Below are 24,019 nucleotides of genomic sequence, written 5' to 3' on the forward strand. Positions count from 1 at the left end.
TGCGCCGAGGGGGAGCAATGCGCAGCATCTATCAGTCCTGGCTGCCACCGCAGCTGATGGCACCGGATTTGTTCGAGATGCTGTCGGCCGACGGGCAGATCTATGGCGTCTGCACCGACTGCGGCTGGGAGCACCGCGTCCAACTCGTCGGCAACTACACGGCCGGCGCCGTCCACGAAACGCTGCGCCGACGGTGTGAGCAATGCGGCGGGGAGCAGGGGCTGGTCGTCGCCCCGCATCGACTCCGGGTCCGGGCAGAGTGCCGGGACTGCAACTCGTCGTCCTGGCTGGACATCGAGCCCGACCTGGCTCGCATCCCGTGTCCGGTCTGCTCGTCGATGCGCCTCACGCCTCGCGAGGAGTCGGTCGATCCGCCTTTCCCGGCAGAGTTCGGGGAGGCGGGAACACCGGTCTACATCCTGCGCGACGACGGCCCCTACGTCTGGGGCCGCTCAGGCGGAACCGACGCCCAGCGGCTGATGACCGAGGCCCAGGCGGCCGACCTGCTGCCCGATCCCCATCGCTACCGGTTCCTGCTGATCAAACTCGCCCTGCGCCTCAAGATGACCAGCCACTACGACGACGAGGGACGGTATCTGATCACACAGGTCGCCGCGAACCTCTGCCAGGACTATCTGCGCGCGACCGGAGAGCTGGAGATCGGCCTGCTCGGCCTCAAACTGTTCGGCGAACTGATCTCCCTCGCACCCGACGACCTGAACCAGGCGATCGCGCAGCACAGTTACGCGATGGGTGCTTACAGCCTGCTCGTGCGATGGCCGGAGGCCTATCTGGAAAGGCTTGCCGAGCGCCCGGGTCTGCGCAAGGGCGCGATCGAGCTCGCGCAGGACGCGGAGCAGGTCCTTGCCGGGTATCTCCCCCAGGCTCCGGAGCAGTTGGGGGCGCACCTCGCTCGAGTCCGCTTCGTGATCGGCGACCTGCTCCGGGTCGGCGATTCCGATGACGAGCAGCGCAGATCAGCGCTGCCCTACTTCGATGCCGCCCTGTCGGATCCCTGGGTCGGGCAGCACCTGGCCTACGGCGTCGCCGAGTCCCGGGCCCACACCATCATGACGCTCACCGAGCCGGGCGACGAACTGATCCAGCAGGCGGCCGACGATCTGCACAAGGTGCTCAGCACCGGCGGCAGCGACGCCGCCTACCGGACCCGCTGGCGGTCGTCGTTCCACCTCGCACAACTGATCCTCTGGTACGCCCACGACCGGGTCGCCGCACTGAACCAGCTGCAGGAGGCCGCGGCACTGGCCAGGCAACAGTTCTCGGCGTTCTCCGACGAACGGCAACTCGTCTATCAGGCCGAACAGTTCGTCGAGGTCTTCGAGTTGCTGGCCACTCTGTACGCCGACTTCGGCTGGAACGACGAGGCGTTGTCGGCGGTCGAGCTCGCCCGCGGCTCGGCGATCCGCCTGTACTCCATGCCGGCCGCGGACCGCGCGGCGCAGCTGGACGAGATCGAGGCGCGCCGGCTGGAGGATCTGTGGCCGGCAGCGCTGAAGGACAGCGAGTTCCCGTCGCTGCTCGAGCGAGTGTCGCACCGGGATCTGGAGGCCGACTTCGAGCAGAACCCGATCGGCCCACCGATGAAGGCGCTCCTGAGCGCTCATGCCGACGTACCGACCGCTTTCCTGTCGCTGTTCGTCAGCAAGTTCGACCTCGGTGATCCGGTGGCCGGTGCGCTGCTCTGCTACCTGTCAGGCCCTGACGAGTGGGAGAACAAGCGGCACCTGTGGCGCGTGCCCGCCGCCGACCTGGCGAGACTCAACGAGCAGCGATACTTCGACCCTGGCCCGTTCCGGGATCGCCTGCTGCGATCGGCCGGTACGTCGGCCGCGCAACTGCTGCTCGAACCACTCGCCGGGCTGCTCGAGGAATCCGGCGCCGAACGAGTCATCCTCAGCCTTCCCGGCAAACTGGCCAGGCTCCCGGTCGAGGCACTCGCCTCGATCTCCGGAACCGGGCCCTCGTTGGGCTTCACCTATCTGCCATCGGTCCGCTTCGGCGCCGACCTCGTCCAGGTCGCGCGTCCAGGTGACCGGGATCTGCGCTCTGCCCGGGTCCTCGCGCTCGGGTACGACGGCGAGGACATCCCTGCCCAGAACGCGGAACTGGCAAGCCTGCAAGAGATCTGGGGCGACCAGCTCACCGTCGTACCAGGTCCGGAATGCTCGAAGGAGTCCGTACTGCGCGCGCTGGCCGAGCCGTTCGACATCGTCCACGCCGTCTGTCACGGGACGTTCGCCGAAACCAGCCCACTGGATTCCGCACTCCACTTCACTGCCGACCGGTACAACTCAGCCCGGTCCGTGTCCGCGCGTGACCTGCTGCTGAGGACCCGGTTGGCCGGGCGTCCCCTGGTCATCCTGTCCGCCTGCTCGTCGGTGGTGACGGCCGACCACCGGACGAACTCCTTCGACGGCCTGGCCGGCAGCCTGTTCCGCTGTGGCGCCCGCGCGATCGTCGGCAGCCGCTGGCCGGTGGACGACCGGGCGGCGGCCGTCCTGATGGCGATCTTCCACCGACTGCTGCGCACGACCGTGGACAGCCCTGATGTGAGCCTCCGGGCCGCGTGCCGGCAACTGCGCGAAGACGGCTGCCGGGCCGAGGACTGGGCCGCGTTCGGGTACTACGGCGTGATCTGACCGATGACACAACGAACTGGAAGGTGGCTGGGCGATGGCTGACGAGGTGACGTTGGAGATCGAGATCGACACGACGGACGAGGCGACCGTCCGGGCGATCGAGCAAGCGCTGGCGGAGGTCGAACCGCAACGCTGGGACCAGACCCGCGAAGTGGTCACCATCCTCACGATCGCGGCGTCCGCGGTGGCGCTCGTCAACGCGCTTCTCGACCTCAAGAAGCGCCTCAGCAAACCGGACACGCCGGCACCCACGATCGTCATCAAGAACCTGAACCGACTGGAACTCAACATGTCCGAAGCCACCCCGGAGACCCTCCGCGAGTTGTTGGAGGACTCCACGTCCTAGACGCGGATCCGTCGTGCGGCTCGCCGGACGACGACTCGACCTGCTGATGCTGGGCCGGCGTGGACAGCCGCCTGCCGTGTCAACGTCCAGCCAGACGGCGGTGCCGACGGCGATAGACGACGACCGTGCTGACGATGGCAGCCACGAAGGCCGCGAGCAGTAACCCGCTGACGAGTCCGAGACTCTGTTCGAGAACGCGGTAAGACGCGCCCGCCAGATAGCCTCCGCCGGCAACCAGGACAGCCCACACGGCGCCCCCGATGACATTGGCTACGGTGAACGTCATTCGGCGCATCCGGCTCATCCCCGCGATGCCTGGAACCAGGGCCCGGAAGGCGGCCGTCCAACGACCGAGCACCACCGCGAACGCGCCCCTACGGGCGATCAACGCGAGGGCACGCTCGATGTGCTCGGGCCGACGGAGCCTGCGCGGAAGCCGGCCCAACAGGCTCGCACCGAACCGCCGGCCGACCAGGAATCCGACCTGGTCCCCCGCGATCGCGCCGATTCCGGCTGCCACCATCACCGCCCACAGCGGGAGACCGCCGGCGTGGGCGACCACGCCACCCACGATGACAGCTGTCTCGCCGGGCACCACCAGGCCGAGGAAGGTCGATGCCTCGAGCGCGGGCAACAGCACGACCACGGTGATGACCAGCCACGCAGGAAGTCCTGCCAGCCAGTCGAAGATCGTGTTCATCTGCCATGAGCGGTTGACCGGTACACAGCGCCGCCTCCTGTCTCCCTTCCAGGGTCGTCGCCGAGCAGCCGGCCGGGCAGGGACGGACGTCCCACGCAGTACCGGCGTTGGTCCTGTTCGCATGGTCACCGCACCGCCACGGACCAGTAGTCGCCACCCCGGGCCATCGGATCTAGAGGTCTCGTAGAGGTCCCTGGGTGACATCGGCAGGTCGGTGGCGAAACTGCTGTTCAGCGACGCCGGCGGTGCCACTAGGAGCCGGGGCAGTTCGAGCCAGGACACCCTGTGCTGAGGCGGGTGTCGGGTTCAGACCGGCTCTCATGGCGTGCGTGAGTTCGATGCTCTGCGCCGATTGCGACTGCTCGAAATCGCCGGTCGTCTTGAGCAGCAGGGTCAGGCCCTTGACCAGCTTCGGGTCGGGCGTCGGGTTCGCCAGTAGTTGCTGCAGCGTCGCCCGGGCATCGGTCCGCATCTCGTCCCTGATCGTCGGACTCACCAGATGCAGCCACGCGGTCAGTGGCGGGGTGTTCTGGGCGAGGTTGAGCGGGGTGTCCTGCCAGGGTTGCGAACTTCCGGCTGCCATCACGACGCTGGTCATGCACTCCGGCAGGCTGTGTTCACCACTCACCACCATGTCGGCGATGGTGAAGGCCATCAGGTCCGAGCAGTCATCGAGAGAGAGCCGGTCTTCGTGCAGCAACATGGTCGCGGCCGACAGGTAGAGGGCCGCACTGCTCGATCGGCCGCCGACGAACCGGCCGGGCATCGCGTTCGTCAGGTTGTAGTACCAGTTGGTGTCGCTGACATCGACCGAACTCGGAGGCGGCAGCGTACCGTCGTACGGCGCGGGAGCGGGGTGCTCGGCTTCGGTGAACATGGCATCGCCACCGAGCCTGCGGTACGGCTGTACGTCGACGTCCCACCCGGCCTCGCCGAAATTGAGCCGGGTCCGGGTCGGTCCCAGGGTCTGGCCGTATCCGCGCTCGGGCGCCTCCGGATTGGTGTAGCGCTCGCGGATCTGCTCGAACAACGCGTCGTCGACCGGCAGACTCGGACCCCGATTGCGTTTCTCGGGCGCGCCGGCGCCCGGCAGGTGCATGCCGACGCCCTCGTTCACCCGGGTGAGCCCCTGGTGATACGCGAAGGTCTCCAGCCTCGCGGCCCATGCTCCGCCGGCGAGGTGATCGCGTCGCGACCCGGGAGCACGGATCGTCAGTGCACCGGTCGACCGGTCCTTGTGGAGGTCGAGCGCCGAGCCGACGGCGAACCCACGATTGCTGACCGGACCCTCCAGCACAGTCCCCCGCAGCGTCACGTTTCCGGCGCCGTCATCGACTACGCCGGCGATGCGCAGCCGCAGCTCGTCGGCCCGAGACTGCACCCGGACGACACCGTTGCCCCAGGCACCGATCTCGGCTGCCGAGGTGGCGGCGTCGAAACTGCCCACGTGCCGGGAGATAGCGCCGTCGGGCAGCATCGCGTACATCGTGTCGCGCTGATAGGTGATACCGAGCTGCTGCTGCGGATCGTCGCGGGCAGGCCGCTCCCTCGCGGCGCCGAGTGCGTTCAGCTCGTCCCGGTTGGTGCCGGTGACCGCGTAGCCGTTCGACTGCAGGAACCACACCGGCTGGTTGCGCTCGACTCCCGGCGTCACCTCGTCCATCTCCTGCTGGAAGGCTTCCCAAGCGTCCCGCACCGGAGGGTTCCCCGCGTCCCGGCTCGCGAGCTCCGCCCGCCAGGCGCGCTTCTTCGCCTGCAGATAGCTCGCGACGACCGTGATCTCGGCTTCCTCATCGGTCCGCGCTCGCAGCCCGTACACCAACTCGGGCGCGCCGCTTTCCTCCAGGGCCCGGAGCCGCTCCGGCACCGTCCGGTGCCGGGAAAGGATCTCCGCGATCACCGCTTCGTCGGGACCGGCCGCATTGTTGCCCTGAGCACGCAGTACGCCGGGGTCGGTCACCACGGCTCACGCCTCGTCGATCGCCCGGCGAACCTCACGCTCGACGAAGTCCCACGCGTAGTTCGCCGCGATCTGGTCGTCGTAGAACTCGGCCAGCGCCTCCTCGGTCAACTTCCGCACCAGCACCTCACCGGCCAGCCCGGCGAGATCCGGCCGCCCCGACCTCATCTTGCCGACGGTGGCGACGCGCACAGCGTCGTACCGCTCCTGCTCGTCCGCAAACGGCATCTTCGTCACCTCAGCTCCGATTCGGTCCGAGGAGTGTAGACGTCACAGGGTCCTCAGCGGATCCTCAGCGGGCGCGGACCACACTGGTCGTATGAACGTGCCGATGCTGAAGGACGAGCTCCGGACCGGGTACGCCGTACCGCTGATCGGCGCGGCGGTCACAGCCATTGGCGCGCTCGGCACGATCGCGCTGGCCGACAGCGCCACCGAGGCCGACGGGCTCGCAGCGTTCGATCCGCAGGTCACCAGGGACGTCGTCGGCATCAGGACCGCTCCGCTGACCGCGTTGGCACGGGCGCTGACCTTCATCGGCGACGTTCCGGTCCTCGTCGTCTTGACCCTGGCGGCTGCGGCACTCGCCTATCGCTGGACCAGGTCCTGGCGCCCGGCCGCGCTGCTGCTGTTCACCATGGCCGGCTCGGCGGCGCTCACTTTCGGACTCAAGGCCGTGGTGGAGCGTCAACGACCTGGCATCACTTACGTACTGGGCGCAGTCGACACCGGGTTCGCCTTCCCGTCCGGTCACACGCTGAACTCAACGGTCTTCCTCGGCCTGCTGGCGGCACTTCTCTGGGTCCGTTCGCCTTTCGCGACCCCCAGAGTGGTGGTGGCGATCGCCGCTGCGTTGCTGAGCATCGGGATCGGTCTGAGCAGGCTCTATCTCGGCTACCACTGGGCGACCGACGTACTGGCCGGCTGGACGATCGCCCTCACCTGGCTCGCGATCGTCGGTACTGCCGCCCGGCTCCTGAAGTGGTTGCCGGCGGCCCCTTCAACGGGCTGATCTTCAGCCGGCGCGGACCAGGCCGCTGCGGAAGGCGAGGATCACCAACTGCACGCGGTCGCGCGCGTCGAGCTTCGTCAGCAGGTGAGCGACATGCGTCTTGACCGTGCCAGGCTCGATATGGAGCCGGCGCGCGATCTCCGCGTTCGCCAGCCCTTCCGCCACCAGGAGCAGCACCTCCCGCTCCCGTTCGGTGATCGCCGGCAGAGCGACGGCCGGCCGGAGGTCTCGCTCCTGCGGCAGCGCCGCGAACTCGTCGATCAGCCGGCGCGTGATCGACGGCCCGAGCAGCGCTTCCCCTGCGGCGATCACCCGGATCGCGGCGAGCAACTCCGCCGGTGGCGTGTCCTTGAGCAAGAACCCGCTCGCCCCGCCGCGCAACGCGGCGTACACGTACTCGTCCAGGTCGAAGGTCGTCAGCACCAGCACGCGCGCCGCTGATGACGCCGTGATGATCCGGGTCGCCTCCAGGCCGTCCATCCCGGGCATCCGGATATCCATCAGGATCACGTCCGGCCGGGTACTGGTGGCCAACTCGACCGCGGCCGAACCGGTCGACGCCTCCCCCACAACCTGCAGGTCGGCCGCCGTACCGACGATGCCCTTGAGGCCGGCCCGGACAAGCGCCTGGTCCTCGGCGATCAGAACCCGCACTGTCATGCCGCGCGGCCGATCAGAGGCAACCGGGCCGACACCTCGAAGCCGCGGCCGGGCAAGGGACCGGCCCGCAGCGATCCGCCGTACAGGGCGACGCGTTCGCGGATGCCGATCAGTCCGTGCCCGATCGCGCCTCCGTCGTCCGGGCAGCCCGAGCCATGGTCGGTGATCCTGATGGCCAGCTCCGTCGGCCGGTAGTCCAGGAGCGCGTCGGCTGTCCCGATCGCCGCATGTTTGACGACATTCGTGAGCGCTTCCTGAAGGATCCGGTACGCCGAAAGGTCCACCCCGGCCGGCAGGTCAACTGGCTGCCCCGTCACGGTCAACCGGACCTGTACCCCAGCCCGGCCCGTGTGCTCGATCAACTGATCCAACATGCCCAGGCCCGGCGCGGGACCCAGCGCCGCCGGATCGTCCTGCTCCGACCGCAGTGCGCCGAGCAGTTGACGCAGGTCGGCGAGCGTCTGCCGACCTGCGGCCTCGATCGCCGCGAGTGCGGCGCGCGCCTCGGCCGGCTGCTCGTCGATCACCAGGTGGCCGTATCCCGCCTGCACGGTGATCACGCTCATGCTGTGAGCGACGATGTCGTGGAGCTCGCGTGCGATCCGCATTCGCTCCTGCTGCAGCACCAGTTCACTGTCGCCCCGGCGCTGCTGGCCCACGACATACCCCGTCACCCATGCCGCGGTGAACATCGTGGCGAACGGTACGACGGCACCAACCCGGTCGAAGCTGGGCAAGCCCGTTGCCACAGCGCCCAGCTGAGCTGTCACGAGCATCGCCAAGGCAGGTCGCCGTGCGCCTCCTCCGGCCACCCGAAACAGCGCGTAGCAGAGGGGGACCAAGGCAACGAAGCCCAGCGACGTATCGATCGGCGCTAGCAGGAGCGGCACCAGCGCACTCAGGAAAGCCCACACTGGACGCCGCCTGATCAGCACGATCGCCGCAGCTGACAGGGCGGTCCCCAGCAAGGCCACGACCGGCTGCGGACTCTTGTGCGTGAACAGCACCCAGGCCGCACCGCCGTACGCCGCCGCCAGTCCGCCGTCCAGGACAAGCACTTGCCCAGTCCGTAGCCGCGTCCGAGTCTCCATAGCCAGGACAGTAAGGCTCAGATCCGCCCCGGTCATCACCCCTCAGGCATACATCCAGAGAGCCAGCTCAGCCCCCAGGTGGACGCAAATCTCTCCCTTTGGGGCAATGCCCGGCCGACGCCGACGCGGAGATCGTGGCTCCATGATCGAAGTCCACGAACTCAGCAAGCGCTACCGCGCCAACCAAGCCGTCGACGGCCTCAGCTTCACCGTCCAGGCCGGCCAGGTCACCGCCTTCATCGGACCGAACGGCGCCGGCAAATCGACCACGTTCCGCATCCTCCTCGGCCTCGACCGTCCGGACAGCGGGCATGCACTCATCGACAGCACACCGTACGACGAACTCCAGCAGCCTGTACTCCGGGTAGGAGCCCTCCTGGACGCCAACGCGGCTCACCCGGGCCGCACTGCCCGCAACCACCTTCTCTGCATCGCCCAAGCAGCCGGGATCGACAGCAAGCGAGTTGACGCAGTACTGGAGCTGACTGGACTCGGCGAGGCAGGCAGTCGCCGTGTCGGTGGTTACTCGCTGGGCATGCGGCAACGCCTCGGTATTGCCGCCGCCCTGCTGGGTGATCCGGCCGTGCTGTTGCTCGACGAGCCAGTCAACGGCCTGGACCCCGAAGGGGTGCGCTGGATTCGCCGGCTACTCCGTCAGTTGGCGGACGAAGGACGGACCGTGTTCGTCTCCAGCCACCTGATGAGCGAGCTGCAGTTGGTGGCCGACCATCTCATCGTGATCGGCCGGGGCCGGCTGATCGCCGACACGCCGTTGTCGGAGTTCACCGCGGGCGGACGGTCGCTGGAAGACGCCTATCTGGAGCTGACCGACGGCGCCACGCAGTACCGCACGGAAAGGACGAACTGATGCTGCGCTCCGAATGGACCAAGCTCCGCTCCATCCGCTCGACACCCTTGACCCTGGCGGCGGCCTTCGCGGTCGCAGTACTGGGTGGCCTGTTCTCCGCGACCGGCCGCGCCAAGGACTACCCGAGCTGGTCGGCCGTCGACAAGGCCGCGTTCGATCCGGTCAACCTGAGCTTCGACGGGCTCGCGTTCGCCCAGCTGGCCTTCGGCGTGATCGGGGTCCTCGCGATCAGTTCGGAGTACACGACGGGACAGATCCGTACCACCTTCGCGGTGACTCCGCGGCGTCGACGAGTCCTTCTCGGTAAGGCTTTGGTACTCGGTGCGGTTGCGCTCGTCTTCGGCGAAGTGCTGTCGCTCGTGACCTTTGTCGTTGCTCAGCTGGGCCTGCGAAGCATTCACCTCGACGTTTCTCTCAGCGATCACGCGGCGCTCCGGGCAGTGGCCGGAGCAGGTGTCTACCTGACCGCACTGACTCTGCTGGGTCTCGGTCTCGGCGCGATCATCCGCCATACAGCGGGAGCGGTGAGCGCGATCTTCGGTCTGGTCTTCGTGGCCCCGCTCGTCGCCGCGAACTTGAAAGGCTGGATCGCCTGGCCGTCGAACTGGAACCTCTGGTCCGCCGGCAACGCTCTGATCGCCACCCGCCCACCCACGGACGGCGCTCCCTCTCCGACGACGGGCCTGCTGATCTGTGTTCTCTACGCGCTGGTCCCGCTGGTCCTCGCGCTGCTCTTGATCAACCGTCGCGACGCCTGATTGAGGGCTTGCCAGCCGTCACTCCCACCTGCGATAGTCTTCGCACAGACAATCTACGTATGGAGTAAATGATGTGGACGACCGAGTACACCCAGACCACCGACGCCGCCCCTGAGGCGCTGTGGGAGCTGCTGCGCGACGTCAACGGCTGGGGAGCATGGAACGAGGGCATCGAATCGATCACTGTGGACGGCCCCGTTGCCGTGGGCGCGACCTTCCAGATGAAGCCGGCGGGTGAGGATGCCGTGAGCAGCACCATCGTCGAGCTGGACGAGAAGCGGCTGATCACGGACGTCACCGAGCTGGGCGACCTGGTGATTCGCGTGGCGCATCAGCTCGACCCGGTGCCCGGTGGCGGGACGACGGTGACCTTCCGGATCGAGGTCAGCGGACCGGCCGCGGACAACATCGGCGACGAGGTCGGGACCGCGATCTCGGCTGACTTCCCGGACGTCATCGCCGCCCTCGTCGCTGCCGCACGGGCACTCTAGGGCCGGCGATGGTCAAGCAGCCGGAGGAAAGCTCGGGTTTCCTGTTGTGGCACGTCACCCTGCGCTGGCAGCGTGCGGTCACCACCACGCTGAAACCGCTCGGGCTCACCCATGTCCAGTTCGTCCTCCTGGCGAGCACGTGGTGGCTCAATCAGCACGACGAGCAACCGAGCCAGGCCGCGGTGTCCGCTTTCGCCGGCATCGACGTGAAGATGGCATCGCAAGTCATCCGGACCCTGGAGAGCAAGGGCCTGATCACCCGCCAGATCGATTCGGCGGACAGCCGGGCCCGGCGGCTCTTGGTCACCAAAGCGGGCGCCGCCCTGGCACCGAAGGCCGTCGAGGCCGTGGAGGCCGTGGATGCGGCCTTGTTCGAACCGCTCTCCGGAGCGGAGGCGAAGGCCTTCACCAAGTCGTTGCGGCGACTTCGCGCCCAGCAGACCGAGGAGCAGTCATGAGTGACGTCGGCTCGACCCGCAGCTTCACGATCGTTCCGGTCGGTGACTTCTCGTTGACGGAGTCGGCGCTGTTCGGCTTCGGCCAGCGAATGGACGCCGGCGAAGCACCGTACGACGGCGTGATGCGGCTGGCCTTCTGCCTGGACGACTACAGCGGCCAGGTAGGTGTCGAACTGCGGCAGGACGACACCGGCGTAGAGGCAGTGGTGCACGGCTCGGGCGACCTGGAAGCCATCGAACGTCAGGTCGCCCGGGTCCTGTCTCTCGATCAGGACTCGCGCAGCTTCGCCGACGTGGGGCGGCGCGATCCGGTGATCGGTGCCTTGCAGGCGGCTGCTCCTGGCCTCCGTCCGCCGCTGTTCTACTCGCCGTACGAAGCGACCGTCTGGTCGGTACTCAGCGCGCGCCGCCCAGGTATGCAGATGGCGACCGTGCGAGCCGCGCTGAGCGAAGCCCACGGCGCGACCTTCGACCTCGCCGGGCAACGGCTGGCCGCCTTGCCGACACCCTCGCAACTGCTGGCGGTCGAGGCCTTCCCTGGCATCGACGCCGACCGGCTGTCCCGCATACATGGCGTCGCCCAGGCCGCTCTGGACGGCTTGCTCGACGTGGAGCGACTACGGGCCCTCGACACCGAGACAGCGATGGCCGAGGCGCAACGCATCAAGGGCATCGGCCCCTTCTACGCAACGCTCATCATCATCCGCGCCACCGGCCGCACCGACGCCCTGGCCACCAACGAACCCCGCTTACGAGCTCTCGTCCGCGACCTCTACCAACTCCCCCACGACCCCACCGAGGCAGAACTGGAAACCATCGCCGCCCCCTGGCGTCCCTGGCGAACCTGGACCACCGTCCTCATCCGCGCCGCCGGTCCCCGCGTGCTCTCGCCCTCCTTCGCGCCTTCACCGCCTGCTCGCACCTGAGGGCGGTGGGGGTCTGGCAGGATGAACGGATGGGCTGGGTACCGGCGACCCTGTACGACGCGGCCGCAAGGGCCGCCTACCAGGAGATCGCAGATCTGGCGGAGTGGTCGCCGTGGCTGCCCTTCGACGACGCCCGACAGGCTGCGCCGCGAGAGCCTGGCGTCTACCTGCTGCGCGAACCGGCCGGCCACATCCGGTACGCCGGAATGGCCGGTGAGCGCGCCGGCAGCGGTCGTCCGCAAGGTCTGCGCGGACGACTCGCGGTGTACTGGTCGGGGAAGGGTGCCGTGTCCGGATTCGGTGAAGCTGCGCTGGACCGAGCGCTTGCGGATCCGGACTGGGTCGGAGAGCAGCTGGAACGACTGCGGACGTCGGGGCCCAGACGGGCGAAGGAATGGGCTCACGACGCCGTGCTGAGGCTCAACCTCGAGGCGTCCTGGGCGGTGTGCGCCGACAAGGACGATGCGCTGTATCTCGAGTCACGTGTCGTCGCCCAACTACGATCGCACAACCTTTGGAACAGGTAGAGCGCCTCCGTCACGCGAGCATTCCGCCGAGGTCACGGCGGCACCTTTAGATGGAGGATCCGACCCGGTGGACAGACCTACGCTGACGCGGAGGGCGACAGGGAGCCGACGGCGACATCGGCGCACTCGTCATCCTGTGCGAGCGTCCCACCGGCGATCGCGATCGCACCGACGACGACATCGCCGCGCCGGATCAGTCGAGCGGCCCTGCCGGCCACGATGGGTGTTCCCGCGACGTCAACTATCTGCGCGAACACCGCCGGGTATGCCTGCTGGAGGCCGATCAGGTCACTGTCGTCGCGACGAAACAGCGCAACGCTGGATGCTTTCGCCGGGGCGACACGGGCCGACATGGGAGACGCGCCGTCCATGCGGTCCAGAACTTGTAGGTGCCCGCCGCTGTCGACGATTGCGATCGTGACCGTCGCGCCGACGGCCGCAGCGTGCTCGCGCACGCGATCGCTGACGGCCCGAGCTTCGTCCAAAGTGAGCAACATCGTTCCTACTTCCATTCTCTTGGGTCGACCAATCTTGGTCTCACCAAGAGTATCTCCACTTCGTGGGATGATCCAAGGGATTGGCTTAAACTCCGTGCGTGGAGATGAAAGAAGCACCGGCCCGTCTGCGCCGCAAACCCAGCTGGCTGATCAACAGGGCTTCCGCTCGGGCGCATCGACTCATCAAGGAAACGATGGACGCTGCCGGTGGGCACGCCTACCACTTCGCGATCCTCGCCGCGCTGGACGAGTTCGGCCCGGACAGCCAGGTCCAGATCGGCCAACGATGCGGAATCGACCAGAGTGACATGCACACGATGCTCAATGAGCTGGCAGAACAAGGCCACGTCGCGCGCACCCCAGACCCCGCCGACCGCCGCCGCAACCTGATCACCCTGACCCCCGCCGGGCGACGACGGCTCGAAGACCTGGATACAAAAGTCACCGCAGTTCAAGACGACATCTTGGACGCCCTGTCGGCCACCGAGCGCGACACCCTCACCGCCCTACTCACCCGCACCCTCGGCTAGCCCTCGCCTCCACTCGGGAGCGCGGACGCAGGAGGTGCGTGGGATCACCCCGCACCCGGCCGCGGCGCCGAGTCACCACGAGCCGCGACGAAGGAGCGGCGGACCGGGGCGGGCGGGAGCACGGATGCAGGAGGTGCGTGGGGGAATTACCTGATGCGCATCCCGGAGATTGCGCGCGAGATGACCAACCGCTGGATTTCTGAGGTGCCTTCGAAGATGGTGTAGATCTTGGCGTCTCGGTGCATGCGTTCGACCGGGTACTCGCGGGTGTAGCCGTTGCCGCCGAGGATTTGGATGGCTTCTTCGGTGACCTTGACGGCGACCTCGCCGGCCTTGAGTTTCGCCATCGAGCCTTCGCCGTTGCGGTAGTCGGGGGTCTCGCCGCGCATCAGGGCGGCCGACATGTTGGCGGCCCGCCAGACCAGCAGGCGCGCGGCGTCGATCTCCAGTGCCATGTCGGCGAGTTTGAAGGCGATCCCCTGGTTGTCGATGATCGGGCGGCCGAACTGCTCGCGGCCCTTGGCGTAGTCCAACGCGACCTCGTACGCCGCTCGCGCGATCCCGATCGCCTGGGCGCCGACCAGGTGCCGGGTCATCTCGAAGGTCGCCATCGAGGCATTGCGCGCGCGGTTGCCGTCCTTCGGTGCACGGGCGGCAGCGAGTCGGGCGTCCAGTTTCTCCTTGCCGCCAAGGACATTCGCCGCCGGAATCCGGACGTTGTCGAAGAAGACGTCCGCCGTGTGCGAAGCCCGCAGACCGTGCTTCCGCAGCTTGGTCCCCTGCTCGAGTCCGGTCACCTCGGTACGCGGTACGACGAAAGCCGCCTGCCCCTTGGTCCCCAGCGAAGGATCGACCGTGGCGACGACGACGTGGATGTCGGCGATGCCGCCGTTCGTGGCCCACGCCTTCTGGCCGTTGATCACCCACTCGTCGGTCTTCTCGTCGTACGTCGCCCGCGTGCGGATCGCCGAGACGTCGGAGCCGGCGCCCGGCTCGGAGGAGCAGAAGGCGGCCACCACCACGTCGTCCGGCGTGCCGTAGCAGCGGGGAAGCCACTGGCTCCACTGCTCGGGAGTGCCGTTGGAGAAGATCGCCGAGCTGGCCAGACCGGTGCCCATCAGGGACATGCCGATGCCGGCGTCGCCCCAGAACAGCTCCTCGTGGACGAGCGGCATCAGCAGGCCGGACGGGTCGATGAAGAGGTTGACGTTGGCGTCGAGCCCGTACAGGCCGATCTTCGCGGCTTCCTGGATCACCGGCCAGGGCGTGCTCTCGCGCTCGTCCCACTCCGACGCGGCCGGGCGGATCACCGAGGCGGCGAAGTCGTGCGCCCAGGCCTGGATCTCCTTCTGCTCGTCGTTCAGGGCGAGGGAGAAGGTGCTCCAGCCCGGCTTGGACCGCTCGGCGGCGAGCTCGCCGGCCAGGGCCATCACATCGGCCGACAGTGCGGGAGACTCGGTCATGCGCTTTCCTCCGACAGCTTGCAGGGGTGGTCGAACGAGCAGTACGGGCAGTGATGTTACCCACGAGTGTAACTATCGTTTGCACCGAGGGGTACCGCTGTGACTAAGATCGGTGCATGAGCTCCGCGCTGCTGGCGATCGGGCGCCGCCGGACCACGGCGGAGCGTCGGCGCGACCGCGAGCGCGAGATCATCCAGGCCACCCGCGAGCTGTTCGACGAGCGCGGCACCATCGACGCGCAGATCGACGACATCGCCAAGCGGGTCGGCATCAACAAGGCGCTGATCTACCGGCACTTCGCCGGCAAGGAGGAGCTTTTCGCGCTCACCCTGGTCGACTATCTCGGCGAGCTCGACAAACGGCTCATCGAGGTCGATGCTCCGAGGCGCGCGCCGCTCAACCGTTTGCGTGCCCTCAGCGAGGTGTTCGTCGACTACTGCCTGGAGTATCCGGCCTTCGCCGACTGCGCGATGAGCCTGCTCCGGCGGACCGGTGAGGAACTGTTCGGCGAGATCACCGAGCCGGTGATGACGAAACTCGGTACTGCGATGGCAAGTGCCCTGGATCGCATCTCGGTCATCCTGAAAGCTGGGCAACGGGTTGGCGCCTTCGCCGCGGCGGACACCGACTACCTGGCCAACCATCTCTACACGCAGACGCTCGGCGCGATGCACATGGCGCGGATGGGTCTGATCGTGTCGCGCGAGACCCCCGACGCGGGCGTCGTGCACCCGGTCGTGCACCAGGCAAACATCGAAACAGTCCGTACGACGGCGATCACCGCCACCCTCGCCACCGCCGTCGGCCTCGACGCCTTGACCGCAAAGGCACCGCCCGCGAAGTCGTCGGTCGCGAAGACAGCCATCTCCAAAGCCTCCGCCGCGAAGCCCTCCCCCGCCGAAGCACCCCCGACCAGGGCTGAAGCGGCATCGAAGACTTCCGCCCGTTCGACCAGCACCCGGCGCTCCACTTCACGCAAAGCAGGAGAGAAACCGTGACCGAGACCCGCAAGGTGGCCGTTGTCGCCGGCAACCGGATTCCGTTCGCCCGGCAGGACAAGACCTACCGGCACGCCTCCAACTCCGACATGCTCACCGCCGCTCTCAACGGCCTGGTCGACCGGACCGGACTGGGCGGTCAGGAGCTCGGCGAGGTAGTCGCCGGCGCGGTGCTCAAGCACGCCCGCGACTGGAACATGGTCCGCGAGGTCGTCCTCGGCTCCAAGCTCGCGCCCACCACCCCGGCCTACGATCTCCAGCAGGCCTGCGGCACCGGCCTCGAGGCGGCGATCCTGGTGGGCAACAAGATCGCGCTCGGCCAGATCGACGCCGGTATCGCCGGTGGTGTCGACACCGCGAGCGACGCGCCGATCGCCGTCAACGACCAACTCCGCAACATCCTGCTCGACCTGAACCGCGCGAAGTCGTTCCAGGACCGGCTCAAGGTGCTCGCCCGGGTCCGCCCGAAGGACGTCGTACCGGAGATTCCGCGCAATGCCGAGCCGCGCACCGGCAAGTCGATGGGTGATCACGCCGCCTTGACCGCACTCGAGTGGGGTATCACCCGCGAGGCGCAGGACGAGCTCGCCTATCGATCGCACATCAACCTCGCGGCGTCGTACGACCGCGGTTTCCAGCAGGACCTGATCACGCCGTACCTCGGGCTCGAGAAGGACCAGAACCTCCGGCCCGACACCACGCTGGAGAAGCTGGCGAAGCTCAAAACCGTTTACGGCAAGGGCGAAACCGCGACGATGACCGCGGGCAACTCCACTCCCCTGACCGACGGCGCGTCGGCGGTGCTGCTGTCCACCGACGAGTGGGCCGCCGAGCGAGGACTCACGCCGCTGGCCTACCTGACCCACTCCCAGACGGCCGCCGTCGACTACGTGAAGGGCGCCGAGGGGCTGCTGATGGCTCCCGCGTACGCCGTACCGCGGATGCTCGCGCGCGCCGGCCTGACCCTGCAGGACTTCGACTACTACGAGATCCACGAGGCGTTCGCGTCGCAGGTGCTGGCCACGTTGAAGGCCTGGGAGGACCCGATCTTCTGCAAGGAACGCCTCGGCCTGGACGCGCCGCTGGGCGAGATCGACCGCGACAAGCTCAACGTCAACGGCAGCTCACTGGCCGCCGGGCACCCGTTCGCCGCGACCGGCGGCCGGATCGTCGCCGCGCTGGCCAAGCAGTTGCACGAGAACGGCGGTGGGCGCGGACTGATCTCGATCTGCGCCGCCGGCGGTCAAGGCGTGGTCGCCATCCTGGAGGGGAACAACCGATGACCGATCGCTACCAGACCTTCACCCGTACGCCGCTCGGCAAGGCGCTGGTGAAGAACCTCGGCCTGCCGGACCCGACCCCACTCCCGCGCTGGACCGACGGCTCGGCCGTGATCGACGGCCCGGTCGTCTTCGGCGCCTCCGCGGAAACCGATACAGGCAAGGCGATCCAGGCCCTGCTGCGCGACATCGGGGCGTCCTTCAGTACGGCGGCCGAAGGCGTCGCGTCGAGCGAATTGCGCCCGAAGGCACTCGTGTTCGACGCGACCGGGATCTCCTCCACCGCCGAGCTCACGAGTCTGCAGCGGTTCTTCTCCCCCGTCATCCGGCAACTCGGTACGGCGGGGCGCGTGATCGTCGTCGGCCGCACACCCGAGCTCGCCACGAGCCCGGAGCAGCAGATCGCTCAGCGTGCGATCGAAGGCTTCACCCGGTCGCTGGGCAAGGAGGTGAAGCGCGGAGCCACGGTCAACCTGGTGTACGTCGCACCTGACGCCCACGACCAACTCGATTCGACCCTGCGTTTCTTCCTGTCGCCCAAGTCGGCGTACGTGAGCGGTCAGGTCGTCCGCGTCGGCACCGGTCCGCTCGTCGGCAACGACCCGAGCGCGCCACTGGCCGGCAAGGTCGCGCTGGTGACCGGGGCCGCCCGGGGCATCGGTGCCGCGATCGCCGAGACGCTGGCCCGCGACGGCGCGAAGGTGATCGGCGTCGACGTACCGCAGAACGCGAACGACCTCCGTCACGTGATGTCCGCGATCGGCGGCAGCGAACTGCTCCTCGACGTGACCGCGATCGACGCACCACAACGGATCGCCGCGCAGGCCCAGGAGCAGGGCGGCCTGGACATCGTCGTTCACAACGCGGGCATCACCCGCGACAAGCGGCTCGCGAACATGCGCACCGACGTGTGGGACGCCGTGCTCGACGTGAACCTCCGCGCACCCGAGCGGATCACCGACCACCTCGTCTCCTCCGGCGCACTGCACGACGGTGGTTCGGTCATCGGGGTCTCGTCGATCGCCGGGATCGCGGGCAACAACGGGCAGACCAACTACGCCACCTCCAAGGCCGGCGTGATCGGCCTGGTGCAGACCCTCGCGCCGCGGCTCGCCGAGCGGCAGATCCGGATCAACGCCGTCGCGCCCGGCTTCATCGAGACCGAGATGACCGCGAGGATCCCGTTCGCGATCCGCGAGGTCGGTCGCCGGCTGAACTCCCTGCAGCAAGGCGGTCTGCCGATCGATGTGGCCGAGACGATCGCGTGGTTCGCCGATCCGGCCTCGGCCGGCGTCACCGGCAACGTGGTCCGCGTCTGCGGCCAGAGTCTGCTCGGAGCCTGAGATGCCGACCCGCCGGTACGACGATTCGCCCGGATTCGGGTCGCTCTACGCCCGGACGGTGAAGGCGACGCTCCGCAAGGCGGAGTACGAGCCCGACACGGACGGCCTGGTACTCGAACTCCCGCGCACCCTGGTCGACCAGGACCACCTCACGGCGTACCGGGAGGTGACCGGGTTCAGCGCGGGTCCGGCCCTGCCGGTCACGTATCCGCATGTGCTCGCGTTCCCGCTGCACCTGGATCTCATGTCGGACCCGTCGTTCCCGTACAAGCCGATGGGGATCGTGCACCTGTCCAACACGATCACTCAGCTCAAGCCGATCCCGATGCACGCCGAACTGTCGATCCACGTGCACAGCAGCCCGGAACGCCCGCATCCCAAGGGGACCGTGTTCGACATCCTGAGCTCGGTCAGCGTCGAGGACGAGGTGGTGTGGACGGACTCGACCACCCTGCTCAGCCGATCCGCCGGTACGCCGTCCGCGCACACCGACCTGCTACCCGACCCCGAACTGGACGCCACCGCGTTCTGGGACCTTCGCGCGAACCTGGGCCGCCGGTACGCCGCGGCCTCGGGCGACCGCAATCCCATCCACCTGTGGAAGCTGTCCGCCCAGGCCTTCGGATTCCCCCGCCAGATCGCCCACGGCATGTGGGCCAAGGCCGCCGCCCTCGCCTCCATCCAACGCACCACCCCCCTCCCCGACGCCTTCACCGTCCGCGTCGACTTCCGCAAACCCCTCCTTCTCCCCGCCCACGTCCAGTTCGCCCACCACCTCACCGGCACCACCCGAAACTTCGCCCTCTACAACGAAGACCACACCACCACCCACCTGATCGGCCAACTACTCCCCCGCTGAGTTCAAAACGCTTGTTTGCGGCATCGGCTTCGGCGCGCTGGAATTCCTCGTCCTGGTGCGGATTTGGGTTCATGATGATGCCAAGGCTGTCCTCAACCGGAAGGACGGCCTGTCCGCTGGGGGCCCGCTGGAACCGGCTGTGCCTCCACGCGCGATCCGCCTGAAGAAGTGGAGCACCGTCATGGACACACCTAACCGCCCCGAGCCCAGCACCCCCGACGCCAACCTGGTCGATCCCATCGGCCCACCGGTCCTACAGGCGCTGCCGCGCTACCTGGTCCGGTCTCTCGCCCTGACCGGCGTCGCTGTCGCCGGCCCGGCCCTCCACGTCATCCTCCAGACCAGCACCGGAACTCCGACCACCAAGTGGCTATGACAGTGCTGTGCCTGCAGATGCCTGCCGTGGTCGAGATCTGACGACTACAGTACGGCGGCATGGGTGACGGGGCGCGGATCGTAGGGCGGGACAGGGAGATCGAACAGCTGCAGGCCGCCTTGACCGCTGCCCGCAACGGCACCGCCAACGCCATCTTCTTGATCGGCGAGCCTGGGATCGGCAAGACCAGGCTCGCCACGGAGGCCATCAATCGAGCGGTCGAGGCGGGGATGGTCGCGGTTCGCGGCCGGGCAAGCACCATCGGACCGATCGTCCCTTACCGCCCGTTGATCGAGGCTGTCCAAGCCCTCTCCCGCGCCGGCAACCTGCCGGAGTTGAGTTCGCTCGGCACCTACGGCGGCGTTCTTGGTCGGCTGGTCCCGAGCCCATCCAACGCGACCGGCTCCACGGTCGGATCCTCAGTGGTTGTCGCCGAGGCATTGATTCGGCTGCTAACGGTCGTCGGAGACCGGCGAGGTTGCCTGTTCGTCCTCGACGATCTGCACGATGCCGACGCAGAGACCCTGGCAATCGTTGAATACATGCTCGACAATCTCGGCCCCGCGCCGGTCGTCCTGCTTCTGGCTTGCAGAGCAGAGGCGTGTGCTGCAATGGATCTGGCCGTCAATGCAGGTCAGCGGCGCACGGCGACCGTCCTCGAACCAGAAGCGTTGACGCGGGAGCAGATTCACCTGCTCGCGTCACATCGGCTGGACGTCCATCCCGACGACGTCCCCGCCTGGCTGCTCGACCGGCTGAGTGCCGACAGCGCCGGCAATCCGTTCGTGGTCGAGGAACTGGTCTTCGCACTCGGTCGCCAGAGCCTTGAGGAACCCGCCAGCCTCGCGGTACCGGTCAATGTCGCTCGTAGTGTCGCCCGCCGCGCCGATCGGCTGGGACGGAACGGGCGGAACATCCTGACTACCGCCGCGGTAATTGGTCACCGGTTCGCATTGCCGCTACTACGTCAGGCGGCCGGCGCAACCGACGACGAGATCCTGGAAATAGTGGAAGCCGGCGTCGCCTCTCAGCTCGTGCGTCCTGACGGCCCGACGGCGGACTGGTATGCGTTCCGGCACCCGTTGACGGCCGAGGCACTGATCAGCGAGCTCAGTCCTAGCGAACGTGCTGGGTCCTCCAGGCAAGTTGCTGATGCCATCGCGTCTCTCTATCCAGAACTTCCGGGGGAATGGTGCGCCCGCTCCGCCGAACTGCGCGAATACGCAGGCGAACCCACAACCGCCTCCCGCCTGTACGCCGAGGCGGGCCGCCGGGCGCTGGCTGCCGGAGCGGTCAAATCTGCCGTCACCTTGCTCGTCCGTGCCGATCTGGACCCGAACGGCGACCTCGAATACCGGGCCGATCTGCTCGGAGATCTCCTGCTCGCCGTGGCAGAGTCCGGCGATTTCAGCCGCATCCCCTCGCTCGAGAAGATGCTCGAGGAACTCACGGCGGCCGGTCTCTCACCCGCCCGCCGAGCCGTCCTGCACGCCAAGTTCGCGAACGCAGCGCACATCGCGGGTGACCAGGCTCGTGCTCTGGAGCAGATTGTGAGTGCTCGGGCGCTGCTTGGACCGAATCCGGCAGCGGCGGAGTCTGCTCAGGTCGACGTGATCAGTGCCTACATCGAGTTGGGTCGCCCGAATCCCGAGCGGCTACAGGTCGCTGCAGAGTTGGCCGGGCGCGCTGCGAAGGCAGGAGAGGACGCCAGCCTACCGATCGTCACCTGCGATGCCCTCCAACTGGTCGGCTACCTCACTCGTGACCGCGACGATGACCGAGCCAACCAGCTCTTCCAAGAAGCACGTGAAATTGCCATCCGCAACGAGTTGCCGATCTTCCGTGTCTATTCCGAGGTCTTCCTCTCCCGCTCCTTGTGCCTGCGGACGGGCCAGACCTCCGAACTGGAGGAGGCGCGTCAGAGTGCACTGCATATCGGAGCTCTGCCGCTGGCCTACGAGGCCGCTTATCTACTGGCACTCCAGCGGGTGCAACGCTGTGAATTTGCCGACGCCCGGCGGGAGCTCGACGAGAGTCTCACCACCGCGATCCGGCTACGGCTCGGCCGCACCGTGCCCTTTCTCCGCCTCGGCCAGGCCATCAGTGCCGCTCACCAGGGCAACCGTACTGAAATGGAAAAAGCTCTTGATCTACTGACCGTCGAAGATCAGTTGATAGCAGGCGTCCGGCCGTCGACCTTCGGACTCGCCCGCGCGGTCTGCTCGCTCCTCGAGGAGGACTCCGACCGGGCGAGCCAAGAACTCGCCCAGGCGATCGCGCTCGATCTCGAGAATCCCACCATGCTCGACTTCGGGAAGAACGGCCTGATCTTGTTGCTGGGGGTGCTCGAAGGGCTCAACGGATGGGAGCATTATTCGGCTGTTGCTGAGCGGAGTGCCAGTCGGACTCGGTGGAATACGCAGTTCACGCAGTTTGCGCATGCGGTGTTGCTGGGGCGGGACGGGGATGTCGAGGGGGCGTCCCGGGCGGCGGCGGCGGCGTTGGAGGCGGCGGAGATCTATCCGTTGGGGCGGCATTTGGCGTTGCGGTTGGTGATTCAGGCGGCGTACGACGATGGGTGGGGTGAGCCGGTGGTGTGGGCTCGGGAGGCTGAGGAGTACTTCCAGGCGAATCACATCGTGGCGGTGGCGAGCGCTTGTCGGGGGTTGTTGCGGAGTATGGGAGCGCCGGTGCGGCAGCGGCGTACGGGGGACGAGGCGGTGCCGCCGGATTTGCGGAAGCTCGGCGTGACCGTGCGGGAGTTGGAGGTCGGGCGGTTGCTGGCTCAGCGGATTCCGAACAAGGCGATTGCCAAGCGGTTGCACATTTCGCCGCGGACGGTGGAGAAGCACGTCGCGAATCTGTTGACCAAGACGGGTCAGCATGATCGCGACGCGTTCGCCTCCTTCGCTCAGGACAGTTTCAGCTGATCGAGACCTCTGCCGCGATGCGGTCCAACACCTCCTTGACGGGAGCCGCGGCGAGTTTGTCGCCGGAGCGTTCGCGGATGGCCAGGTGGTGGGCGGCGGCTTCGCGAGGGCCGAGGATGGCCAGGTAGGGGGCATGGCGGTTTTCGCGGATGCGGGCGCTGAGGCTGCCCTCGTCGGCGTACGCGAGCTCGGCGCGGATGCCCTGGGCGACGGCTTGGCGTAGTACGTCGGCCGCGGCCTTCTCCTCGGCGGAGGAGATGGGGAGGACGACGAGTTGGACGGGGGCCAGCCAGGAGGGGAAAGCGGGGCCGTGGACTTCGACCAGGTGGGCCACGGCTCGTTCGATGCTGCCGATGATGGACCGGTGCACCATCACCGGGCGGTGTTTGTTGCCGTCGGCACCGATGTAGTCGAGGTCGAACCGTTCCGGCTGGTGGAAGTCGATCTGGATGGTCGACAGCGACGACTCGCGGCCGGCCGAGTCCTCGATCTGGATGTCGATCTTCGGGCCGTAGAAGGCCGCGTCGCCAGGCGACTCCTCGTAGTCGATCCCTGCGTTGTCCAGTACGTCGCGCAGCAGCGCTGCCGAGCGTGCCCAGCTGTCGGCATCCCCGACGTACTTGCTGTCCGGGGAACCGAAGCGCGCATCCTCCGACGGCAACGACAGCAGGTACCGCGAGGCCTTGATCCCCATGTCGCGATAGGCCTGGTTGATCAGTTCGAGCGCCGCGCTCGCCTCCCCCGCCACCTGGTCCAGCCGGCAGAAGATGTGCCCGTCGTTCAGCTGGATCGCGCGCACCCGCGAGAGCCCACCCAGTACGCCGGACCGCTCGGACCGGTACATCCCGCCGATCTCCGACATTCGCAGCGGCAGTTCCCGGTAGCTGTGCGACCGGGATCGGTACATCAGCGCGTGATGCGGGCACAGGCTCGGCCGTAGTACGAGTTGCTCCTCGCCGATGTCCATCGGTGGGTACATGTCGTCGCTGTACTTCGCCCAGTGGCCCGAGATCTCGTAGAGCTCGCGCTTGCCGAGCACCGGTGAGTAGACCTGCTGATAGCCGGCTCTTCGTTCCACATCGGCGATGTAGCGCTCGAGCGACTGGCGGATGGCGGCACCGGCCGGGAGCCAGTAGGGCAGACCCGCGCCGATCAGCGGGTCGGAGTCGAACAGGCCGAGTTCGCGGCCCAGTTTGCGGTGGTCGTACATGATGTGAACTCCTCAAGAGATGAGGCGAGTGTCCACATGGCGAAGCCCCGGGGCACTCGCCCCGGGGCTTCGATGA

24 protein-coding genes are annotated in these 24,019 nt (G+C 67.6%); 16 read left to right on the plus strand and 8 right to left on the minus strand.

Features of this window, described 5'->3' with window-relative positions; genetic code table 11:
• Positions 1-17: 17 nt before the first annotated feature.
• Both EV138_RS34180 and EV138_RS34185 read left to right on the plus strand, forming a co-directional pair.
• Complete coding sequence (locus EV138_RS34180; protein WP_133984255.1) at positions 18-2,660, plus strand: CHAT domain-containing protein; 2,643 nt, start codon at positions 18-20, stop codon at positions 2,658-2,660.
• A 34-nt stretch (positions 2,661-2,694) separates the two neighbouring features.
• Positions 2,695-3,006, plus strand: a complete 312-nt coding sequence (locus EV138_RS34185) for a hypothetical protein (RefSeq protein ID WP_133984257.1) — start codon at positions 2,695-2,697, stop codon at positions 3,004-3,006.
• 79 nt (positions 3,007-3,085) lie between these two features.
• On the opposite strand, the gene EV138_RS34190 is transcribed toward EV138_RS34185, so the two are convergent.
• From EV138_RS34190 to EV138_RS34200, 3 genes are all read right to left on the minus strand, one after another.
• A complete protein-coding gene (locus EV138_RS34190; protein WP_166678849.1) occupies positions 3,086-3,706 on the minus strand; it encodes a DedA family protein in 621 nt (206 codons plus the stop codon).
• A 172-nt stretch (positions 3,707-3,878) separates the two neighbouring features.
• Positions 3,879-5,669: a hypothetical protein gene (locus EV138_RS34195; RefSeq protein WP_133984261.1), complete on the minus strand. Its 1,791-nt coding sequence runs from the start codon at positions 5,667-5,669 to the stop codon at positions 3,879-3,881.
• A gap of 3 nt (positions 5,670-5,672) precedes the next feature.
• Positions 5,673-5,894, minus strand: coding sequence for a hypothetical protein (locus tag EV138_RS34200; protein WP_133984263.1), 222 nt, complete (start codon positions 5,892-5,894; stop codon positions 5,673-5,675).
• Positions 5,895-5,985: 91 nt separating this feature from the next.
• Here EV138_RS34200 and EV138_RS34205 point away from each other — a divergent pair, with 91 nt between their 5' ends.
• Positions 5,986-6,678: a phosphatase PAP2 family protein gene (locus EV138_RS34205; protein ID WP_133984265.1), complete on the plus strand. Its 693-nt coding sequence runs from the start codon at positions 5,986-5,988 to the stop codon at positions 6,676-6,678.
• Positions 6,679-6,681: 3 nt separating this feature from the next.
• Here the strand turns inward: EV138_RS34205 and EV138_RS34210 are convergent, their stop codons facing one another.
• Positions 6,682-7,338: a response regulator gene (locus tag EV138_RS34210; RefSeq protein WP_133984267.1), complete on the minus strand. Its 657-nt coding sequence runs from the start codon at positions 7,336-7,338 to the stop codon at positions 6,682-6,684.
• Positions 7,335-8,429, minus strand: a complete 1,095-nt coding sequence (locus EV138_RS34215; RefSeq protein ID WP_133984269.1) for a sensor histidine kinase — start codon at positions 8,427-8,429, stop codon at positions 7,335-7,337. Before EV138_RS34215 ends, EV138_RS34210 begins: the two co-directional genes overlap by 4 nt.
• Positions 8,430-8,571: 142 nt before the next feature.
• Here EV138_RS34215 and EV138_RS34220 point away from each other — a divergent pair, with 142 nt between their 5' ends.
• The 6 genes from EV138_RS34220 to EV138_RS37770 all read left to right on the plus strand — a co-directional run bounded on the left by EV138_RS34220 (position 8,572) and on the right by EV138_RS37770 (position 12,457).
• Positions 8,572-9,297, plus strand: coding sequence for an ABC transporter ATP-binding protein (locus tag EV138_RS34220; RefSeq protein ID WP_133984271.1), 726 nt, complete (start codon positions 8,572-8,574; stop codon positions 9,295-9,297).
• Positions 9,297-10,055 carry an ABC transporter permease gene (locus EV138_RS34225; protein ID WP_133984273.1) on the plus strand — a complete coding sequence of 253 codons (759 nt, stop codon included), beginning with the start codon at positions 9,297-9,299 and terminating at the stop codon, positions 10,053-10,055. The genes EV138_RS34220 and EV138_RS34225 overlap by 1 nt, the downstream gene beginning before the upstream one ends.
• A 71-nt stretch (positions 10,056-10,126) precedes the next feature.
• Entirely contained in the window at positions 10,127-10,546 is a 420-nt protein-coding gene (locus tag EV138_RS34230; protein ID WP_133984275.1) for an SRPBCC family protein, read from the plus strand.
• Positions 10,547-10,554: 8 nt separating this feature from the next.
• A complete protein-coding gene (locus tag EV138_RS34235) occupies positions 10,555-11,004 on the plus strand; it encodes a MarR family winged helix-turn-helix transcriptional regulator (protein ID WP_133984277.1) in 450 nt (149 codons plus the stop codon).
• Positions 11,001-11,930: a DNA-3-methyladenine glycosylase family protein gene (locus EV138_RS34240; protein WP_133984279.1), complete on the plus strand. Its 930-nt coding sequence runs from the start codon at positions 11,001-11,003 to the stop codon at positions 11,928-11,930. Before EV138_RS34235 ends, EV138_RS34240 begins: the two co-directional genes overlap by 4 nt.
• Positions 11,931-11,959: 29 nt before the next feature.
• Positions 11,960-12,457, plus strand: a complete 498-nt coding sequence (locus tag EV138_RS37770; protein ID WP_202867042.1) for a hypothetical protein — start codon at positions 11,960-11,962, stop codon at positions 12,455-12,457.
• A gap of 77 nt (positions 12,458-12,534) precedes the next feature.
• Here EV138_RS37770 and EV138_RS34250 read toward each other — a convergent pair whose 3' ends face one another.
• Entirely contained in the window at positions 12,535-12,954 is a 420-nt protein-coding gene (locus tag EV138_RS34250; protein ID WP_166678850.1) for a GlcG/HbpS family heme-binding protein, read from the minus strand.
• Between the two features lie 104 nt (positions 12,955-13,058).
• Between EV138_RS34250 and EV138_RS34255 the strand changes: the two genes are divergently transcribed.
• Complete coding sequence (locus tag EV138_RS34255) at positions 13,059-13,484, plus strand: MarR family winged helix-turn-helix transcriptional regulator (protein ID WP_166678874.1); 426 nt, start codon at positions 13,059-13,061, stop codon at positions 13,482-13,484.
• 146 nt (positions 13,485-13,630) lie between these two features.
• Here EV138_RS34255 and EV138_RS34260 read toward each other — a convergent pair whose 3' ends face one another.
• Complete coding sequence (locus tag EV138_RS34260) at positions 13,631-14,947, minus strand: acyl-CoA dehydrogenase family protein (RefSeq protein ID WP_238158555.1); 1,317 nt, start codon at positions 14,945-14,947, stop codon at positions 13,631-13,633.
• Positions 14,948-15,063: 116 nt separating this feature from the next.
• On the opposite strand from EV138_RS34260, the gene EV138_RS34265 reads away from it, so the two are divergent.
• The 6 genes from EV138_RS34265 (at position 15,064) to EV138_RS34290 (ending at position 22,733) form a co-directional block, all read left to right on the plus strand.
• Positions 15,064-15,945 (plus strand): TetR/AcrR family transcriptional regulator, encoded by an 882-nt coding sequence (locus EV138_RS34265; RefSeq protein WP_133984285.1) that lies wholly within the window; start codon positions 15,064-15,066, stop codon positions 15,943-15,945.
• Positions 15,942-17,228 carry an acetyl-CoA C-acetyltransferase gene (locus tag EV138_RS34270; protein ID WP_133984287.1) on the plus strand — a complete coding sequence of 429 codons (1,287 nt, stop codon included), beginning with the start codon at positions 15,942-15,944 and terminating at the stop codon, positions 17,226-17,228. The genes EV138_RS34265 and EV138_RS34270 overlap by 4 nt, the downstream gene beginning before the upstream one ends.
• A complete protein-coding gene (locus EV138_RS34275; RefSeq protein ID WP_133984289.1) occupies positions 17,225-18,568 on the plus strand; it encodes a 3-oxoacyl-ACP reductase in 1,344 nt (447 codons plus the stop codon). The genes EV138_RS34270 and EV138_RS34275 overlap by 4 nt, the downstream gene beginning before the upstream one ends.
• Before the next feature lies 1 nt (position 18,569).
• The gene (locus EV138_RS34280; protein WP_133984291.1) at positions 18,570-19,427 is read left to right on the plus strand and encodes a MaoC family dehydratase; all 858 of its coding nucleotides are present in this window, start codon (positions 18,570-18,572) and stop codon (positions 19,425-19,427) included.
• A gap of 181 nt (positions 19,428-19,608) precedes the next feature.
• On the plus strand, positions 19,609-19,803 hold the full coding sequence (locus tag EV138_RS34285; protein ID WP_133984293.1) for a hypothetical protein: 195 nt from the start codon (positions 19,609-19,611) through the stop codon (positions 19,801-19,803).
• A gap of 59 nt (positions 19,804-19,862) precedes the next feature.
• Positions 19,863-22,733, plus strand: coding sequence for a helix-turn-helix transcriptional regulator (locus EV138_RS34290; protein WP_133984295.1), 2,871 nt, complete (start codon positions 19,863-19,865; stop codon positions 22,731-22,733).
• On the opposite strand, the gene thrS is transcribed toward EV138_RS34290, so the two are convergent.
• Positions 22,726-23,943, minus strand: coding sequence for a threonine--tRNA ligase (gene thrS, locus EV138_RS34295; protein ID WP_133984297.1), 1,218 nt, complete (start codon positions 23,941-23,943; stop codon positions 22,726-22,728). The genes EV138_RS34290 and thrS overlap by 8 nt on opposite strands.
• Positions 23,944-24,019 lie beyond the last annotated feature (76 nt).

It is taken from the genome of Kribbella voronezhensis, assembly GCF_004365175.1.
GTDB classification, from domain to species: domain Bacteria; phylum Actinomycetota; class Actinomycetes; order Propionibacteriales; family Kribbellaceae; genus Kribbella; species Kribbella voronezhensis.

What these genes read in the sequence shown, in the direction of transcription:
- EV138_RS34180 (WP_133984255.1), top strand. Translation starts at nt 18, where the DNA reads ATGCGCAGCATCTATCAGTCCTGGCTGCCACCGCAGCTGATGGCACCG.
- EV138_RS34185 (WP_133984257.1), top strand. Translation starts at nt 2,695, where the DNA reads ATGGCTGACGAGGTGACGTTGGAGATCGAGATCGACACGACGGACGAG.
- EV138_RS34190 (WP_166678849.1), bottom strand. Translation starts at nt 3,706, where the DNA reads ATGAACACGATCTTCGACTGGCTGGCAGGACTTCCTGCGTGGCTGGTC.
- EV138_RS34200 (WP_133984263.1), bottom strand. Translation starts at nt 5,894, where the DNA reads ATGCCGTTTGCGGACGAGCAGGAGCGGTACGACGCTGTGCGCGTCGCC.
- EV138_RS34205 (WP_133984265.1), top strand. Translation starts at nt 5,986, where the DNA reads ATGAACGTGCCGATGCTGAAGGACGAGCTCCGGACCGGGTACGCCGTA.
- EV138_RS34210 (WP_133984267.1), bottom strand. Translation starts at nt 7,338, where the DNA reads ATGACAGTGCGGGTTCTGATCGCCGAGGACCAGGCGCTTGTCCGGGCC.
- EV138_RS34215 (WP_133984269.1), bottom strand. Translation starts at nt 8,429, where the DNA reads ATGGAGACTCGGACGCGGCTACGGACTGGGCAAGTGCTTGTCCTGGAC.
- EV138_RS34220 (WP_133984271.1), top strand. Translation starts at nt 8,572, where the DNA reads ATGATCGAAGTCCACGAACTCAGCAAGCGCTACCGCGCCAACCAAGCC.
- EV138_RS34225 (WP_133984273.1), top strand. Translation starts at nt 9,297, where the DNA reads ATGCTGCGCTCCGAATGGACCAAGCTCCGCTCCATCCGCTCGACACCC.
- EV138_RS34230 (WP_133984275.1), top strand. Translation starts at nt 10,127, where the DNA reads ATGTGGACGACCGAGTACACCCAGACCACCGACGCCGCCCCTGAGGCG.
- EV138_RS34235 (WP_133984277.1), top strand. Translation starts at nt 10,555, where the DNA reads ATGGTCAAGCAGCCGGAGGAAAGCTCGGGTTTCCTGTTGTGGCACGTC.
- EV138_RS34240 (WP_133984279.1), top strand. Translation starts at nt 11,001, where the DNA reads ATGAGTGACGTCGGCTCGACCCGCAGCTTCACGATCGTTCCGGTCGGT.
- EV138_RS37770 (WP_202867042.1), top strand. Translation starts at nt 11,960, where the DNA reads ATGGGCTGGGTACCGGCGACCCTGTACGACGCGGCCGCAAGGGCCGCC.
- EV138_RS34250 (WP_166678850.1), bottom strand. Translation starts at nt 12,954, where the DNA reads ATGTTGCTCACTTTGGACGAAGCTCGGGCCGTCAGCGATCGCGTGCGC.
- EV138_RS34255 (WP_166678874.1), top strand. Translation starts at nt 13,059, where the DNA reads ATGAAAGAAGCACCGGCCCGTCTGCGCCGCAAACCCAGCTGGCTGATC.
- EV138_RS34260 (WP_238158555.1), bottom strand. Translation starts at nt 14,947, where the DNA reads ATGACCGAGTCTCCCGCACTGTCGGCCGATGTGATGGCCCTGGCCGGC.
- EV138_RS34265 (WP_133984285.1), top strand. Translation starts at nt 15,064, where the DNA reads ATGAGCTCCGCGCTGCTGGCGATCGGGCGCCGCCGGACCACGGCGGAG.
- EV138_RS34275 (WP_133984289.1), top strand. Translation starts at nt 17,225, where the DNA reads ATGACCGATCGCTACCAGACCTTCACCCGTACGCCGCTCGGCAAGGCG.
- EV138_RS34280 (WP_133984291.1), top strand. Translation starts at nt 18,570, where the DNA reads ATGCCGACCCGCCGGTACGACGATTCGCCCGGATTCGGGTCGCTCTAC.
- EV138_RS34285 (WP_133984293.1), top strand. Translation starts at nt 19,609, where the DNA reads ATGGACACACCTAACCGCCCCGAGCCCAGCACCCCCGACGCCAACCTG.
- EV138_RS34290 (WP_133984295.1), top strand. Translation starts at nt 19,863, where the DNA reads ATGGGTGACGGGGCGCGGATCGTAGGGCGGGACAGGGAGATCGAACAG.
- thrS (WP_133984297.1), bottom strand. Translation starts at nt 23,943, where the DNA reads ATGTACGACCACCGCAAACTGGGCCGCGAACTCGGCCTGTTCGACTCC.